Source organism: Pedobacter sp. PLR (assembly GCF_026239675.1).
Lineage (GTDB): Bacteria > Bacteroidota > Bacteroidia > Sphingobacteriales > Sphingobacteriaceae > Pedobacter.
This window is the reverse complement of sequence record NZ_JAPIVQ010000007.1, coordinates 286901-305426: the sequence shown is the minus strand read 5'-3', so window position 1 is coordinate 305426 and position 18526 is coordinate 286901. Positions and strand designations below refer to the sequence as shown.

General features: G+C 42.9%; 13 protein-coding genes. All 13 read left to right on the top strand.

Features of this window, described 5'->3' with window-relative positions; translation table 11 throughout:
* The first annotated feature begins 13 nt into the window (after window positions 1-13).
* The 13 genes from OQX61_RS18720 (at window position 14) to feoB (ending at window position 18523) form a co-directional block, all read left to right on the top strand.
* Window positions 14-1372: a peptidoglycan DD-metalloendopeptidase family protein gene (locus tag OQX61_RS18720; RefSeq protein WP_265843324.1), complete on the top strand. Its 1359-nt coding sequence runs from the start codon at window positions 14-16 to the stop codon at window positions 1370-1372.
* Window positions 1373-1428: 56 nt separating this feature from the next.
* The gene (locus OQX61_RS18715) at window positions 1429-1839 is read left to right on the top strand and encodes a twin-arginine translocase TatA/TatE family subunit (protein WP_265843323.1); all 411 of its coding nucleotides are present in this window, start codon (window positions 1429-1431) and stop codon (window positions 1837-1839) included.
* Window positions 1840-1849: 10 nt separating this feature from the next.
* Window positions 1850-2056, top strand: coding sequence for a twin-arginine translocase TatA/TatE family subunit (locus tag OQX61_RS18710; RefSeq protein ID WP_265843322.1), 207 nt, complete (start codon window positions 1850-1852; stop codon window positions 2054-2056).
* 39 nt (window positions 2057-2095) lie between these two features.
* Complete coding sequence (gene gatA, locus OQX61_RS18705) at window positions 2096-3514, top strand: Asp-tRNA(Asn)/Glu-tRNA(Gln) amidotransferase subunit GatA (RefSeq protein ID WP_265843321.1); 1419 nt, start codon at window positions 2096-2098, stop codon at window positions 3512-3514.
* A 23-nt stretch (window positions 3515-3537) separates the two neighbouring features.
* A complete protein-coding gene (locus OQX61_RS18700) occupies window positions 3538-4773 on the top strand; it encodes a lytic transglycosylase domain-containing protein (protein ID WP_265843320.1) in 1236 nt (411 codons plus the stop codon).
* A gap of 84 nt (window positions 4774-4857) precedes the next feature.
* Window positions 4858-7173 carry an NADP-dependent malic enzyme gene (locus tag OQX61_RS18695; RefSeq protein WP_265843319.1) on the top strand — a complete coding sequence of 772 codons (2316 nt, stop codon included), beginning with the start codon at window positions 4858-4860 and terminating at the stop codon, window positions 7171-7173.
* Between the two features lie 3 nt (window positions 7174-7176).
* Complete coding sequence (gene ruvA / locus OQX61_RS18690) at window positions 7177-7761, top strand: Holliday junction branch migration protein RuvA (RefSeq protein WP_265843318.1); 585 nt, start codon at window positions 7177-7179, stop codon at window positions 7759-7761.
* Window positions 7762-7768: 7 nt separating this feature from the next.
* Window positions 7769-14944: a cell surface protein SprA gene (gene sprA / locus OQX61_RS18685; RefSeq protein ID WP_265843317.1), complete on the top strand. Its 7176-nt coding sequence runs from the start codon at window positions 7769-7771 to the stop codon at window positions 14942-14944.
* A gap of 92 nt (window positions 14945-15036) precedes the next feature.
* On the top strand, window positions 15037-15417 hold the full coding sequence (gcvH, locus tag OQX61_RS18680; protein WP_265843316.1) for a glycine cleavage system protein GcvH: 381 nt from the start codon (window positions 15037-15039) through the stop codon (window positions 15415-15417).
* 3 nt (window positions 15418-15420) lie between these two features.
* Window positions 15421-15885, top strand: a complete 465-nt coding sequence (locus tag OQX61_RS18675) for a VanZ family protein (RefSeq protein ID WP_265843315.1) — start codon at window positions 15421-15423, stop codon at window positions 15883-15885.
* Window positions 15866-16006 carry a hypothetical protein gene (locus OQX61_RS18670; RefSeq protein WP_265843314.1) on the top strand — a complete coding sequence of 47 codons (141 nt, stop codon included), beginning with the start codon at window positions 15866-15868 and terminating at the stop codon, window positions 16004-16006. The genes OQX61_RS18675 and OQX61_RS18670 overlap by 20 nt, the downstream gene beginning before the upstream one ends.
* Before the next feature lie 178 nt (window positions 16007-16184).
* Window positions 16185-16400, top strand: coding sequence for a FeoA family protein (locus OQX61_RS18665; RefSeq protein ID WP_265843313.1), 216 nt, complete (start codon window positions 16185-16187; stop codon window positions 16398-16400).
* 17 nt (window positions 16401-16417) lie between these two features.
* The gene (gene feoB, locus OQX61_RS18660; protein WP_265843312.1) at window positions 16418-18523 is read left to right on the top strand and encodes a ferrous iron transport protein B; all 2106 of its coding nucleotides are present in this window, start codon (window positions 16418-16420) and stop codon (window positions 18521-18523) included.
* Window positions 18524-18526: the final 3 nt, after the last annotated feature.

Genomic DNA, 18526 nt, shown 5'->3' with positions numbered 1-18526 from the left:
TACTTTTGACGCAATGAAGCTAAATAAAATATTATTCCTCTTCTTATTTTTATTATCAGCCAACTTCGCCGTTGCGCAGAGCAGTTCAGAGCTTAAAAGAAAAAAAGACGCCATACAACGGGAGATAGAACTGCTTCAGAGAAATCTGACGAAGACGGCTAAAAACAAGAAACTTACGCAGAGCCAGATCAATGCCTTAAACACGAAAATCAGTTTAATGCAGGACAAGATTTCGGTGATCAATTCTGAGATTAAGAACCTGGACAACCAGATTCATGAAAATACCAACACAGTAGTCAATTTAAAAGGACAATTGTCGCAGCTTAAAAAAGAGTATGCGGGGATGATTCGTTTTGCACAACGCAACCAGAATGCGTACGACAAGATGATGTTTGTCTTTGCGGCCAGCGATTTCAACCAGGCTTATAAAAGGATAAAATACCTGCAACAGTTCGGTCAGTACCGGAAAAAGCAGGCAGGATATATCCAGGGGACGCAAAAGGACCTGAACTATAAGATTGTGGTGCTGGATAAAAACCTGAAACAAAAAAGCAGTTTGCTGCATGAGCAGGAAAGTGAAAAAGATAAACTGGGTAAAAACAAGAATGAGCAGGCTCAGGTATTGAGCAAATTCAACACCCAGGAAAAGAAATACAAACAGGATATTGTAGCCCGTAAAAAACAACAGGCACAGATTGACAGAAGCATCCGTTCGGCGATTGCCCGCGAGATTGCGATTGCGAAAAAGAAAGCGGAAGCTGAGGCGAGAGCTGCAGCAGAACGTGCCCGACTTGCGGCTGTACGTGCCAAAGCCGAAGCCGATCGCCTTAGAGCGGCTGCGGTTGCTAAAGCAAAAGCCGAAAACAAACCGGTTCCCGCTGCCCCGGCCGCTGCTCCTGTAGCGAAGGAAAAAGCAGCCACCGCAAACAGCAGTAACAATTACCTGACTGCAACTCCGGAAGCGGCAAAACTATCCGCTGCTTTTGAAAGCAACAGAGGTTCTCTACCATGGCCGGTTGCTGCCGGAACAACCACGGAGACTTTCGGTAAACACAAAGAAGGACAAGCCAGCTATGACAATGCCGGTATTACCATACAAACCAACGAAGGCGCTGCGGTAAGGGCCGTATTTAACGGAAAAGTTACTAAAGTAGGAAACGCACTCGGCAGGTATTATGTGCTGATCAAACACGGACAGTTTTTTACCGTGTATCAGAACCTTAAATCTGTTAGCGTAGGGCAGGGAGACGATGTAAGCACCAAGCAAACCATCGGAACTGTCGCTTCCTCAGGCGATATGCCGGAACTTCAATTCCAGATCTACAGAGGTACCGTTGCACAAAATCCTGCGGGTTGGCTGTCTGCAAAATAGAGGATTGCGCGAGAAATGTTTATATTTGTATATTGACTTAAAAAATAGAGCTTAAAATGTATTCAGGAACAGTATTGGAATTCTTAAATATGGGCGGTGGTGAGATTATGCTGATCCTGGCCGTTGTTCTTTTGTTATTTGGAGGTAAAAAACTTCCGGAACTGGCAAGAGGATTAGGAAAAGGAATCCGCGATTTTAAAGATGCCTCAGATGGCGTGAAAAGAGAAATCCATCGCAATATTAATTCCGTAGGTATCGTAGATGATCTTAACGATGTAATCAACGACAATAGCCGTCATCATCCGAAAGAAACTAGTCTGGAGGAACAAATGTACCCTGGTAGCACAAATACGACTACCACTGCTGCGGAAACTACTGCGGAAGGAATTGACTTAGAAAAAAAGGATGTAGTTGCTGCAACAAGTAATGAAAATCCAAAAATTGAAACAGATAAAACACAACTTTAACTAAAATATCATGTTAAACACATTCTTAATAGCTGGCTTAGGTGGCGCGGAAATCGCCATTATCTTGGTAATTGTTTTATTGCTTTTTGGTGGTAAAAAAATTCCGGAACTTATGCGTGGCTTAGGTAAAGGCATTAAAGAATTTAAAGACGGAAAAGACGGGATGGATGATGCTGCTGACAAAGTAGAACAAAACCGCACTAACAAACCACTATAGGTTTTAATCCGATTTTTAAATTTAACCTATTCTTGAAATTTGAAGAAGTATAACTCCTTATCAGAGATACAAACTCTTATTGCTCAAAAAAAACTTAGTTTAACTGAGCTGTTGGATCACTATTTTAAGCAAATAGAAACTCATGAACACCTCAATGCTTTTAATGAGGTGTTTTTTTATTCTGCGGCCGCTCAGGCTAAAGTAGTACAAGAGAAAATAGACAATGGAACTGCCGGCAAGCTGGCAGGAATGGTGATTGGTATTAAAGACAATATTTGTTATAAAGACCACATCGTTACCGCATCTTCCAAAATGCTGGAAGGTTTTGTCTCCCCTTATTCTGCTACCGTAGTAGAGCGTCTGTTGGCCGAAGATGCCATCATCATCGGAAGACTCAATTGTGATGAGTTTGCTATGGGTGGTTCCAATGAAACTTCTTATTATGGCGTAGTAAAAAACGCTGCAGATAAAGCACGTGTTGCCGGAGGCTCTTCAGGAGGTTCGGCAGTAGCGGTACAGGCAGACCTATGCTTATCAGCATTGGGAACCGATACCGGTGGTTCTGTCAGACAGCCCGCTGCTTTTTGCGGTTGTATTGGTATGAAGCCTACTTATGGCCGCATTTCCAGATATGGCGTAATCGCTTATGCCTCTTCTTTTGATCAGGTAGGTACCATCACTTCTTCTGTCTCTGATGCTGCGCTATTGCTGGAAATTCTGGCGGGTGCAGACGATTATGATAGCACCGTTTCTAAACGGGAAGTGCCGGATTATACCACTGGTTTATCAGCAGGAGGTCCGAAAAAGATTGCCGTACTAAAAGAAACACTGGAAAGTGAAGCTTTAGATCCGGAAATTAAAGCATCTATTCTCAGCGCAATCGAGCGTTTTAAAAGTCAGGGGCATACGGTAGAGTATGTATCATTTGATTTGCTGGATTACCTGGTTCCTGCTTATTATGTCTTAACAACTGCCGAAGCTTCGGCTAATTTATCCCGTTATGATGGGGTTCATTATGGCCACCGCAATATGGACGCCGTTACTTTGAACGACTTATACAAGACTTCCAGAGCGGAAGGTTTTGGAGCCGAAGTGAAAAAACGCATCCTGATTGGTACGTTTGTTTTGAGTGCCGGATACTACGATGCGTACTATCAGAAAGCACAACAGGTGAGAAGACTGATCCGCGAAAAGATGGAAGAAATGTTGGTGGATTTTGATGTGATCTTAAGTCCGGTTGCACCAACTCCTGCTTTCAAAATCGGCGAAAATATGGACGATCCACTGGTCATGTACATGGCAGATATTTTTACTGTACTGGCATCGCTGACAGGAATTCCGGCAATCGCAATTCCTTTGGGCAATAATAAAGAAGGATTACCGTTAAGTTTACAGCTTATGGCAAAGCACTTTAAGGAACAGGAACTGTTATCTCTGTCCCATACATTTTTAACCTAGACCCATGTCACCAAACATTGCCTATGAAAATAAATGTACTATTTGCATCCTGTATTTTAGCATTAACCAGCTTTTCAGCAGCAGCTCAGCAACAACGGCAACAACTACAAGCTTTACAAAATGTTGATACGATTGCCGTACCGATTTTAGCAGAAACACCCACCTTTTACAACCATAATTACGTGTTTAAGGCCAGACTGGATTCTATTCAGAAAATGGTTCCACTCAGCTATAATGAACATGTACAGAAGTACATCGACATTTATAGCGGCCGCAAAGACATGATGGGAAAAATGCTCGGCTTGTCCGAATATTATTTCCCCGTTTTTGAAAAAGCACTGAAATACTATAATATTCCCGAAGAAATTAAATACCTGCCCGTTATCGAATCTGCGATGAATGCCCATGCGGTTTCCAGGGTAGGGGCCACAGGTTTATGGCAGTTCATGTTTGCTACGGCAAAAGATTATGGACTGAACATGGACAATTTTGTGGACGAGCGAAAAGATCCGGTTCAGGCCAGTTACGCTGCAGCAGCTTATTTTAAAGATGCTTATCAGGAACTTGGCGACTGGCTCCTGGCCATTGCCGCCTATAACTGCGGAATGGGCAATGTGAAAAGAGCCATCATTAAAGCTGATTCCCACGATTTCTGGGAAATCAGACCTTACCTCCCTTTGGAAACACGTAATTATGTGCCTGCATTTATTGCAGCCCTCTACGTGATGAAGTGCTCAGGACAACACCAGATTACAGCACAACAATCCCCCTTCGTTAAAAATACCGATACGATTCATGTGAACCGCTTCGTGTCACTGGCACAATTGTCGGCTGCTTTAAACATCGAAGAAAATGCCCTGTGCAGCCTCAATCCGGCTTATAAAAAGAAGATTGTGAATGGCACAGAAGATGAGCCTAAACGCATTGTGATTCCTAAAGTGAACATGGCGCAGTTTGCAGAGATCTATGAAGTGCTGAACAATACCGAATTGGAAGTAAACCAGAATGTGTATCTGGCTTCTAATGACGACCGCAGGCGGATGAAGAAGAAAATTGTGGCAAAACCAGCAGCTGCCATCAGCTACCATAAGGTTGCGCCCGGACAAACACTCAGCGCTATTGCCAATAAATACAACGTAGAAGTACAGGACATAAAAGTGTGGAATAGTCTTAAAAGCTCTTCTATTGTACCTGGCCAAAAATTGAAAATCCATAATCCCGAATCCGAAAAACGTAAACTATCCGCCCATAAAGGCTAATCTCTGCTTCCTGATACTGATTCCTTTTTTATTTCAGGGCTAATTAAAAGATTGTAACTTTGGCCCTTTATAAATGACTGATTTATGAGTAAAATTAACAGGAAGCAAGATGCTTTGGATTACCACTCGCAAGGGCGACCGGGAAAAATACAAGTTATACCCACGAAACCAACGAACTCTCAAAGAGATCTGGCGCTGGCGTATTCTCCAGGGGTAGCTGAGCCTTGTTTAAAAATAGCAGAAAACATTGAAGATGTATATAAATATACCGCCAAAGGTAACCTTGTCGCTGTAATCAGTAATGGTACAGCTGTTTTAGGTCTTGGTGATATTGGTCCGGAAGCGGGTAAACCGGTGATGGAAGGTAAAGGTCTTCTTTTTAAGATCTTTGCTGATATCGATGTTTTTGATCTGGAACTGGATACTAAAAACGTTGACGACTTTGTGAAAATCGTAAAAGCCCTTGAGCCAACTTTCGGCGGGGTGAATTTAGAAGATATTAAAGCACCGGAGTGCTTTGAAATTGAGCGTCGTTTGAAAGAGGAAATGAACATCCCTGTCATGCACGACGATCAGCATGGTACCGCCATTATCTCTGCAGCAGCATTAATCAATGCCTGTGAATTGCAGAAAAAGAAAATGGATAAGGTAAAGATTGTGGTTAATGGTGCCGGTGCCGCCGCGATTTCCTGTACCCGTCTTTATGTTACTTTAGGTGCTAAAAAAGAAAACATCGTGATGTGCGACCGTACCGGCGTCATCAGAGCAGACAGAGCAGTTCTTGACAGCATTAAAGCTGAATTTGCAACCACCAGAGATTTGAATACGCTGGAAGAAGCAATGAAAGATTGTGATGTGTTTATCGGTCTTTCTTCTGCGGATTGCGTAACAGTGGATATGTTGAAATCTATGGCTAAGAATCCTATTGTTTTTGCAATGGCGAATCCTAACCCGGAGATTGCTTATGAACTGGCGATCAGCTCCCGTAAAGATTTAATTATGGCTACAGGACGTTCTGATTATCCTAATCAGGTGAATAACGTACTGGGCTTCCCATACATTTTTAGAGGTGCATTAGATGTCAGGGCAACCAGCATCAATGAGGAAATGAAAATTGCCGCTGTGAAAGCTATTGCTGAGCTGGCTAAAAAATCTGTTCCTGAGGCTGTAAACATGGCCTACAACGAGAAAAACATCAAATTTGGTAAGGATTATATCATTCCTAAGCCGGTAGATTTGCGATTGATGACCAATGTTTCTTCGGCAGTAGCCAAAGCAGCAATCGAGTCTGGTGTTGCCCGTAAAATCATCACCGACTGGGATGCTTATACTGAAGAATTGAAAACCAGATTGGGTATGGATGATGCGATTATGCGTGCCATCACCAACAAAGCTAAATCTGATCCGAAACGCGTGGTATTCACCGAGGCGGATAACTATAAAATCCTGAAAGCGGCTCAGATCGTGAAGGATGAAAATATTGCGATTCCGGTTTTATTAGGAAACAGAGCGATTATCGAGCAGATCATTGAAGAAAATGCACTGGAATTAGAAGGTGTAGAGATCATTGATCCAATGTTGGAGCCGGAACGCATGAAGAAATATGCAGAATCTTTGTATCAAAAGAGACAAAGAAGAGGGGTAACCTTGTTCGAAGCCAATAAATTCTTACGCGATAGAAATTACTTCGGTGCTTCTATGGTAGAATTCGGTGAAGCAGATGCCATGATCTCTGGTCTGACTAAAAACTATGTGTCTACCATTAAGCCTGCATTACACGTTATCGGTACGGAGCCAGGTGTAAACCGCGTGGCCGGAATGTACATGATGATGACTAAAAAAGGTCCGGTATTCTTTGGCGATACTACCGTAAATGTTGACCCTACAGTAGAAGAACTGGTAGATATTACGCTATTATTAGACTCTGCTGTACGTAAATTCAACATTCAGCCGCGTATTGCCCTGCTTTCGTACTCTAATTTTGGGTCAAACGAAGGTGTTGTTCCTGAAAAAGTGAGAAAAGCGGTGAAAATTCTTCACGAAAAACACCCTGAAATTATCGTAGACGGCGAAATGCAAGGAAATTTTGCAATTAACAACGCTTTATTGAAAGATAACTTTCCTTTTAGTAGCTTAGTAGATGCACCTGCTAACACCCTGGTATTCCCTAATCTGGAGTCTGGAAACATTGCTTACAAACTGTTGCAGGAACTTGGTGGTGCAGAGGCGGTTGGTCCGATTTTATTAGGATTGAACAAACCTGTTCACATTGTACAGTTAGGTAGTTCAGTTCGTGAGATTGTAAACATGGTAACTTTAGCTGTGTTAGATGTACAGTCAAAAGAACAGGAAGCCCTGGCTAAAAAAGGTGGTCTATTAAAAAGAATAATTAAGAAATAAGATATGTTCGAATATATTGATGGTAAACTGACCTTTAAGTGCCCCGCTTATATTGTTGTGGAGGCCGGAGGGATTGGTTACCATATCAATATTTCGCTAAATACTTATAGCAGTCTGGCAGATGTGGAAAGATGTAAGGTTTACCTCTGGACACATATTAAAGAAGATGCACATACCTTATATGGATTTGCAGAGGAGGGAGAGCGCAGGCTCTTCCTTCATCTGATTTCCGTTTCCGGAATCGGCCCGAATACGGGTAGAATGATGCTCTCTTCGATCACTCCTGTGGAAATCCAAACAGCTATTGTAAATGGTGATTTACCTTTAATTCAACGGATTAAAGGAATTGGTGCAAAAACCGCGCAGCGCCTGGTATTGGAGCTGCAAGACAAGTTGAAAAAAGAAGGTACAGGATCATTGATCGCTGCACCATTAAATAATACTGCGAGAGAAGAAGCCCTATCTGCCTTGATGATGCTCGGGTTTGCAAAACAACCGGCTGAGAAATCAATTGACAGTGCAGTAAAAAATGGAGGTACAGATTTAACAGTAGAACAAATGATAAAAATCGCTTTGAAGAACTTATAGAATTACCTTGAAAACCTTATTAACGCTCCTCTTTACCTTTCTGCTCTGCCTTGGCGGACAAGCTGCTTTTTCACAAACAGTGAGGCCTCAGGTAAGAAATTCAGATACCACAAGAAATTCCTTCAGTTTGAAGGAAAAACAACGCTTAGGCCTTAGAAACCTCAACAATTCCTTCAAACCACTTCCCGACAATGTAAAACGGGAGGTCGAGTATGATGCGAAGCATAAACGATACATCATCCGCCAGCTCATTGGCAACCAGTTGTTCGCCGCCCCACAATACCTGACGATTGAAGAGTATCAACGTCTGGTAAATTCGGAGATGAAACGCGACAATTGGCGCATGTATTCCAACGAAGAAATTAATGAAGTCAGAAAAAACGGAGTTCTTCCTAGTTTAAAGATCAATAGCAAAGCTTTTGAACGGATTTTTGGCGGTACTACCATAGATATACAGCCTCGTGGTGAGGCGGAACTTACTTTCCTCGGAAGGGTCAATAAGAATGAAAATCCGCTGTTTAACGAGCGTCAGCGCGTACAGGGGAATTTTGATTTTAACCAGCGCATTCAGATGGATTTGATCGGTAGTATTGGTACCCGGATGAAGGTGAACATGAACTACAATACCGAAGCACAGTTTGATTTTGAGAATCAGGTGAAACTGGATTATGTGGGTGGTAAGGATGATATCATCCAGAAGATTGAAGCCGGTAACGTGAGTTTGCCACTGAGCACTTCCTTGATTAACGGTACACAGGCCCTTTTCGGGGTGAAGACACAATTACAATTCGGGAAGCTGAATGTGAGTACGGTGTTCTCTCAACAGAAATCGCAATCGCGGGAAATCCGCATCAATAATGGCGCACAACAGAACGAATTCAGATTGAGTGCCGATAATTATGAGGCCAATAAACACTATTTCTTAGCGCAGTATTTTAGACAGAACTATAATAAAACATTGTCGACGCCCCCTACAATTACTTCAGGAGTGTTGATTACCAGGGTGGAAGTCTGGATTACCAATAAAACCGGAAATACGCAGGGTTCCAGAGACGTGATGGCCTTAATGGATCTGGCAGAAAATGCGCCTTATAATCCGACCATTACCGGTGGGCTTTCCGGCCTTCCTTCTGGTTTTGACAATCCTCAGTTCCCAGGACAATCCAATAATTTATTGTCGCAATTGCCGGCTGATGCCAGATTTACCAATTCCAATGCGATTATTCCGTTTTTTGCACCCAGTGGTGGCACAGACAACTATGCCAAGCTAACCTATGCTAGAAAACTGGCCGACAGAGAGTTTACTTTCCACCCGCAACTGGGTTATATTTCCCTGAACAATGCCCTGAATACCGATGAGGTTCTGGCAGTTTCTTACCGGTATACTTACCGTGGGGTGGAATATCAGGTAGGGGAGTTCTCCACAGATATTTCTTTTGATGCGGCGGCGCCAAAGGTGTTGTTCGCGAAGATGCTGAAAAATGAAACCCTGAAAACCAGGTTGCCTATCTGGGACCTGATGATGAAAAACATCTATTCTATCGGGGGGTATCAGATCAGTCCGATGAACTTTAAGCTGGACATTTTCCGCATTGACGATAAAACAGGGGTGGAGAAACCTTATATCGAGGTGGGGGAGAAGCTGGATGCAGACCGGAGGCCTTTGAAGAACAAACAATGGATTCAGGTGACGGGCTTAGACCGTTTAAATCAACAGAAAGAACGTAGTCCGGATGGGGTGTTTGACTTTGAAGCGGAAAACAGACCTTTTGGTACCAATGATAATATCGCGTTTAATACGCCGATAAACAGCAACAACAACCCGGGAAATACCAATGCCTCGAATACCAATCTGACCAATTTCTCTACCAATACCAGTAGTGGTTATATTACCATCGATCCTTTGAACGGTCGGGTAATCTTCCCTTTAATCGAACCTTTTGGTAAGGATTTAGCAGACCAGTTTGACGCTTCTGAAGGTCAATTCATAGATCAGTATACTTATCCGGCTTTATACGATTCCACAAAAGTAGTGGCGCAACAGTTGTTCAGCAACCAGAACCGCTATTTCATTAAGGGAGCGTACCAGAGTCAGGTAGCTTCGGAATTCAGCTTAAATTCCATCAATGTTCCGGAAGGTTCTGTAAAGGTGTTTGCCGGTACGATTCCTTTGCAGGAAGGGGTGGATTATACCGTGGATTATCAAGGTGGAAGGGTGAGAATCCTGAATACTGCGATCCTGATTTCCGGTCAGCCGATCAGAATATCGACAGAAAATAATGAGCTTTTTGGTTTGCAGCAACGTTCGTTGTTCGGAACCAGATTTGATTATAAGGTTAACAATAAACTGAATTTAGGGGCTACCCTGATGAACCTGACGGAAAAGCCGCTGACGCCAAAGGTGAATGTGGGTGAAGAGCCGATTTCCAACACAATGTGGGGACTGGATTTAAATTACAGCACACCTTCCAGATTCTTAACGAAACTGATCGATAAGCTGCCCTTTATTTCTACAAAAGTTCCTTCCAGCCTGACTTTCTCCGGAGAGTTTGCGCAGTTGGTTCCGGGGCATCCGAAAGCGCTGAATGTTGGCGGCCAGAAAGGTGGCGTGAGTTACCTGGATGATTTTGAAGCTTCGCGTTCCGTAATTGATTTGAAAAGTGCCATGGCCTGGCAGTTGTCTGGTACGCCACAGCTGTTTTCTGAATCCAACAGGATGGACGACCTGAGCTATGGTTTCAACAGGGCTTTAATCGCTTTCTACAACATCGATCCGGTTTTTTACAATAGAAATGATGCGACACTTCCTTCCGGTTTAAGAAATAACAAACAGGAACTTTCTAACCATTTTGTTCGTCAGATTATCGAGCAGGAGGTATTTCCTTTTAAAGAAACAGGTTCAGGACAACCTTTCGCATTGCCGACTTTAGATGTTGCTTTTTATCCGACCGTTCGTGGTCCTTACAATTATACGCCTACAGGATTTACACCTAATGGCTTGCTGAATAATCCACGTAGTCGTTGGGGCGGTTTGTTCAGAAGAATCGAAACCAATGATTTTGAAGCCCTGAATATTGAGTTCATCGAGCTTTGGGTAATGGACCCGAATATTTATAAACCGACTGGTTTAGGAGGTGATTTGTATTTCAACATCGGTAACCTTTCTGAAGACATTTTGAAAGACGGAAGAAAGTCGCTGGAGAATGGTCTTCCTGCCGATGGCGATCCTTCGAAGTTTGATGAAACAAACTGGGGTAGGGTGCCGAAATTACAACCGGTTGTTCAGGCTTTCGACAATGATCCGAATGCCAGAAAAGCGCAGGATGTGGGATTAGACGGTATGGCCAATAAAGATGAGCAGGCGAAATTCTCGGCTTTAGTGAACCAGATCAAAGGTCAGCTGAATCCAGACGCGGCCAATTCTATTGAAACTGACCCTTCTTCTGATGATTATGTGTATTTCAGAGGTCCGGAGTTAGACCGTGAAAACGCAGGGATTTTAAAACGTTACCAGCACTTTAACGGTACTGAAGGAAACTCTAAAACCGCAGCGCAATCGCGTGCTGAACTTGGCGTGGAGAACTCGGCCTCGACTTCTTTACCTGACGGGGAAGACATCAACAGAGATAACAATATGACACAATCTGATGAGTACTTCCAGTACAAAGTTTCTATGCGTCCGGCCGATCTGATGGTGGGGCAAAACTTTGTAACGGATAAGGTAACTTCTCAGGTGAAACTGGCTAACGGTAGTACGCAGCCGGTTACCTGGTATCAGATTCGTATTCCTTTGGCACAATACCAGGACCGTGTGGGTGGGATTCAGGATTTCAAATCCATCCGTTTCATCCGTATGTTCATGACCAACTTTGCCGATACCACAGTATTGAGGTTTGGAAAAATCCAGTTGGTTAGAGGCGAATGGAGACAATATAATGCAAACAATGATCCTTCACAAACGATTGTAGACCCGGCTTTAGCGACGATCGCTCCGGATGGTTCTACGATTGAGGTGGCTACGGTGAATATTGAAGAAAATGGTAAGCGTACGCCGATTCCTTATGTGATTCCTCCGGGCATTGAAAGAGAACGTGATTTTAGCAATTACCGTGGTGATACGCGTCAGAATGAGCAGTCGCTCTCGGTAACGATCAAAAACCTGAGAGATGGCTATGGCAGGGCGGCTTTTAAAACCGGTTTCAACGATTTTAGATCTTATAAACGCCTGGAAATGTATATCCATGCAGAGGCTTTAGGTTCAAGTACATTGAAAGACAATGACCTGAGTGCTTTCCTGAGAATTGGTACCGACAATCAGGACAATTATTACGAGTATACACAGCCTTTAAAGGTGACGCTTCCAGGAACGAGTGACCCTTACGCCATCTGGCCGGAACAGAACAAAATGGACATTACCCTGGAGTTTTTCCAGAAAGCGAAACTCGCCAGAAATAATGCGAAAACAAGTACTGGTGCGCCATGGCCGATCAATATACCTTATAACTATACCGTAGATGGCAAAACAATTACCATCAAAGGGCAACCGGATATGAGTAAGGTCAGGGTGTATATGCTGGGGATTAAAAACCCTTACAGAGGAAATGGTGATGATTTGATGGATAAGAATGGAATTTTCTGGTTCAATGAACTTCGTTTAACAGAGTTTGATGAGCGTGGTGGATGGGCTGCTACCGCCAGAATGAATGCAAAACTGGCCGATTTTGCCGATGTAAATGTGTCGGGTAGTAAATCGACGATTGGTTTCGGTTCTCTGGAAGCGAGAGTGAGCGAAAGAAACAGAGCGGATAACGTGTTTTTTGACATCTCTTCGAGTCTGGAGCTGGGCAAGTTTTTCCCTAAGAAAACAGGGATTAAAGTGCCGGTATTTGTGAGTTATTCGAGCCAGGTGGCTACGCCTCAGTACAACCCGAGCATGCCGGATATTGAGTTGAAAAATGCACTGGATGCCGCTTCGAAAACACAACGCGATTCTATCCTGAACTTTGCACAGGATTATACGACAAGGAGCAGTATCAATTTCACGAATGTGAGAAAAGAAAGAACAGATCTGGAAGCTAAACCTAAGGTTTGGGACATTGAAAACTTTAATGTCAGCTATGCATATACCAAGTATTCGCACCGCGATTTTATCATAGAAAGTAATTTCCAGAAGACTTACAGGGCTTCCCTGGGTTATAATTATGCCGGACTGCCGAAGAATTATGAGCCTTTTAAAAAGATCATCAAAGCGAATACCCTGGCTTTACTGAAGGATTTCAATTTTAGCCTGATGCCTTCTTCGATTAATTTCAGAATCGATGTGGACCGTTTCTATGCTGAAAACAGTTTGAGAAACAATGACCCGAACAATTACATTCCGATCAATACGACCTTTAATAAAAACTTCCTGGTTTCGAGGGTTTATGGTATTTCCTGGAACCTGAGTAAGTCGCTGACCATGGACATTGATGCGACCAATTATTCGATCATTGATGAGCCTTATGGTAGGATTGAAGGTTTAAAAAGAGATACTTTATGGCAGAATATGATGCGGTTAGGGCGTACAACAGATTATAGTCACAACCTGAATTTTACGTATAACCTGCCGGTCAATAAGATTCCGGGATTGGATTGGGTGAGTGTGGCAACCCGTTACGGTACCAACTTTAACTGGCAAACAGAGCCGCTTTCTACCTTGAGAGATCCAAATATCAACCTTGGAAATACGGTGCAAAACTCAAGAACGGTTCAGATCAATCCTAATTTAAACCTGGCTTCACTTTACAATAAGTTCGGTTTTGTCCGCAAAGGAAGCGGCGCCGGGAAACAAAATGTCTGGATAGGCTTGTTAACAAGTGTGAAGAATGTGGTAGGTGCTTATACGCAGACCAAGGGTATATTCCTGCCGGGTTATCTGCCAAAAACAAATTACTTCGGTATCGACCAGGCGACTGGTGCTCCGGGATTAGGTTTCGTATTGGGTAGTCAGCGTGACATTAGAGATGAAGCTTTATTGAGAGGCTGGATCACCAGAGATACCTTGCAGGCGCAATTGTACATTAACACGATGCGTGAAGATTTAAGTTTAACGAGTTTGGTGGAGCCGATCAAAGATTTGTCGATTACACTAACTGCCAACAGAAATAAAACGATGAATTATTCTACCAATTTCAGGTATGATGAGGAGTTTGGTGGCTTTGAGAATTTCAGCCCTTTCACAACGGGTGATTACAGTATTTCTTATATCAGTTTAGGGACTGCTTTCGCGGAGAAATTGGGTAGCACGGTGTCTAAGTTGTTCAATGAATTTATGTCTAACAGGGTAGTGATCTCGCAACGCTTAGGCGCGATGAATCCAAACTCCGGTGGGGTAAGAAGTGGTTTATATGCCGATGGTTATGGCGGAGAGTCGCAGGATGTGTTGACCGCTGCTTTCCTTGCCGCTTATTCGGGTAAGGACGCCAGGTCGTCGAGCCTGAGTTCTATGCCTAAAATTCCATTGCCTAACTGGCGCTTAAACTACCGCGGTCTGATCGGAATTCAATTCCTGGCAGATCGTTTCAGCTCTATTGATCTGAGACATTCTTATCGCTCTGTGTACAGCATCAGCAGCTTTAATTCACTGTTGAAGTACCAGGAGAATGATGGTGCGGTAGTGAGCAGGGATTTGAATGACAACTTCCTGCCGGCCTTCCAATATGCACAGGTGACAATTGCAGAACAGTTCTCGCCGCTGATCGGTATTGATACCCGTTTGAAAAACAACCTGACGGCTAATTTTGAGATTGGCAGGTCGCGTTTACTAGGCTTAAGCATGGCGAATAGCCAGCTGGCACAGCTAACGGAGAACAATATGGTGTTCGGTCTGGGCTATCGTACTACGAAGTTCAGGTTCCCCTTCGGCTTGTTTAAAAGTTTAAAAATGGACAACAATATGGACTTTAAACTGGATGTTGCCGTTAGAGATAATAAGACGGTGATTTATCGTGCAGACATTCTGGAAGCAGAAGTTTCTTCCGGTGCAAAGAACATTACGTTAAGACCGAGTGTGGATTATATCCTGAATCAACGTTTTAATGTGCGCTTGTTCTACGACTCGAATGTGACTAAACCTTATACCTCGCAAACCTTTAATACGTCATTTAGTAATTTCGGATTTAGTTTGAGAGTTACCCTGAATTAGGCATTGTGATAAATGCTTATATTAATTACCTTTGAACCGGCAGAAGTTAATCGGAAGCCTGGTTTAAGCAACGACAATAAAAAATTATACACATGAATTTTCCATCAGAATTAAAGTACACTAAAGACCACGAATGGGTTAAAATTGAAGGTAACGAAGCCTATATTGGTATTACTGATTTTGCACAACGTGAGTTAGGTGATATTGTATACATCGATATTAATACAGTGGGTGATGAAGTAAGCAAAGACGATGTTTTCGGTACAGTGGAAGCTGTTAAGACTGTTTCTGATTTGTTTATGCCGGTTACTGCTACGGTAACTGAAACTAATCCTGAATTGAATGACAACCCTGAATTAGTAAATTCTGACCCTTATGGAAAAGGATGGATGGTTAAAGTAACGCTTTCTGATGCTGCTGAAGTTGCAGATTTATTAGATGCTGATGCTTATAAAGCTCTTGTAGGAGCTTAATCAATGAATTCTAAAGCATTAAAATATCAGATCTGGTCCATCCTGTGGGCTCTGGTCATTTTAGTCCTTTGTAATATGAAAATGCCTGCCTCTACTTCGGGGTCAGGCATTTTTTTTGAAGGATTTGATAAGCTGGTACACCTTGGTTTTTTCTTTGTATTGACCATTTTACTGTTTTACGGCAGGATCAATTATTCACATAGCTACAGCTTTGGCTCGTTAACGATCTTTAAGGTGATTCTGATTACTGCGTTTCTAGGTGCAGGAATTGAGTTCCTGCAATGGAAGGTGTTTACTTACAGATCGGCAGAGTGGTGGGATTTTGGTTGCGATATGATCGGTGTGTTTATGGGGGTGTTCAGTTTTGTATTGTTACATAAATCGGATTATCATAAGTCTCTGCAAAGGGATGCTAAATCTCTTGTTCAGGACCATAAACCTCTTCCTCATGAAAAAATTACAGGTTAAACTATTGCTGTTATTTGTCGCCGTTGCGGTAAGTGGATGCAGTATTTTCAGGCCGGGATGTCAATGTCCGCATGTGAGTTATAACAGCACTCCAAAAGCGATAAAACTGGCCAGTATCTAAATAGTTACCCTACTGTGACCTTAGGATTATGTAATAGCGCTTATTAGCCTGTTAAACTGGATTCTAAGGGGGCAGGTTCGTGTTCCGGTATTTGGAATTATTATAAATTAAGGCTAAATTGCGCCTGGTTCAGGAAAGGAAATCATATCCGCTCCGAACTTAAATAACCTATAGAAAGATGAAGCTATCACAATTGAATCCAGGGGAAAGAGGTACTATAGTTGAGTTTACGGATCTTGAAATGTCTGTAAAACTAATGGAAATGGGCTGTCTGCCCGGTGAGATTGTTGAGGTAGAAAGATTTGCTCCACTTGGTGATCCAATCGCGATCCGTGTGGCCGGCTATCAACTTTGTTTGCGTAAGAACGAAGCATCTGTCATCATAATTCAGTAATCATATTGGCTAAGGATTTGAAAATAGCGCTGGTTGGGAATCCCAATACAGGCAAGTCTACTCTTTTTAACCTGCTGACAGGTTTAAATCAAAGAATCGGTAATTTTCCGGGTATCACCGTCGACAAGAAAGTTGGTTATTGTAAGCTTGCCGATGGCAAGGTTGCAGAAATTATTGACCTTCCGGGAACGTATAGTCTATATCCGAAAAGTAAGGATGAAAGTATCGTGTTCCAGGTACTGGCCGATAAAACGAATTCAAGTTATCCGGATGTGATCGTTTTGGTGGCTGATGCGACCAATCTGAGAAGGAATTTATTGCTTTATTCGCAGGTTGCGGATCTGGAAGTGCCGATGGTATTGGCGCTAAACATGACCGATATGGCGCAGAAGGAAGGGATTGACGTCAATGTGAATATGCTGGCCGAAAGGTTGGGTATTCAGGTGGTGGCGATTTCGGCAAGAAGCAAAACCGGATTAAAGGAATTAAAACAAGCGGTAGAAAATACCACCAAAATCGCCACTCAGGCGAAAGGTGCAGATATATTGGCGCTGGCTCCCGAAGCAATTCAGGAGGTGAAAGCGCGTTTAAAAACAGATAACGATTATTATGCTTTGCAGGTTTTACACCAGCATCAGCATTTAGACCTCTTTTCTGAGGAAGATCATGCGGCTTTTGAAAAGATTAAGAAAGCACATGATTTTGAAACTTCCAGGTTACAGGCTGCAGAAACGATTGCCCGTTACCGTCATTTAGGGACTATTCTTAGTGGCGTAATTGAGGATACCGGTGCGGCGAAAAAATTTGCATTCTCTGATAAAATCGATGCGGTTCTGACCAATAAGTTCTGGGGTTTCCTGATCTTTATTGGTATCCTGTTCTTTATTTTCAACTCTATTTTCTCCTGGTCAACGTACCCGATGGAGATGATCGAGGCGGGTTTTATGAAGCTGACAGAGTTGGGTCATACCTATTTGCCGGAAGGTTTACTGACTAATTTATTCCTCGATGGAGTCCTGGCAGGTTTAGGTGGTGTCATCGTCTTTATTCCACAGATTGCCATTCTCTTTGCATTTATCTCCATCCTGGAGGATACCGGATATATGTCCAGGGTGACCTTTATGATGGATAAAATCATGAGGAAATTCGGTTTGAGTGGTAAGTCTGTCGTACCGATGATTGGTAGTCTGGCTTGTGCCGTTCCTTCCATCATGAGTGCCAGAAATATCGAGAGCTGGAAAGATAGAATTATTACGATTATGGTGGCTCCTTTGGTGAGCTGCTCGGCAAGATTGCCGGTATATACGTTGCTGATCGGTCTTGTGGTACCTGAAAAGATGATCTGGGGTTTCATTAACCTGCAGGGTTTAACCTTAATGGGGATGTACCTGATCAGTATTGTTGCCGCAATTCTGGTTGCTTTTGTAATGAAATTTATCATCAAAGCGAAAGAGAAGTCTTATTTCATCATGGAATTACCAGTGTACAGGATGCCTCGCTGGGGCAATGTGCTGTACACGATGTATGAGAAATCCAAGACTTTCGTTTTCGAAGCGGGTAAGGTGATTATTGCGATTTCCATTATTCTATGGGTGATGGCATCTTACGGTCCTTCGGATAGCTTTGCCATGATTGACAAGAAATACGACGCTATAGAGGCTCAAAAAGATAGTGTGCAGATTTCTACGCTGGAAAGAGATAAGTCGGCAGAGAAGCTGGAAAATTCTTACGCAGGGATATTAGGTCATGCGATAGAGCCGGCAATTAAGCCTTTAGGGTTCGACTGGAAAATCGGGATTGCACTGATCACTTCATTTGCCGCAAGGGAAGCCTTCGTAGGTACCATGGCCACGATTTATAGTGTGGATGGTGGAGATGAAGCCGTAGGTACGATCCGGGATAAGATGAGGGCAGCTGTGAATCCGGATACTGGTTTACCTGTGTTTACTTTTGCTACCGCATTTTCATTGATGCTCTTTTATGCATTTGCCATGCAGTGTATGAGTACGGTTGCCGTAGTTTTCAGGGAAACGAAATCATGGAAATGGCCTTTAATTCAGCTGACTTACATGACCGCAATGGCCTATGTAGCCAGTTTGATCGCCTTCCAGCTTTTGAAGTAATTT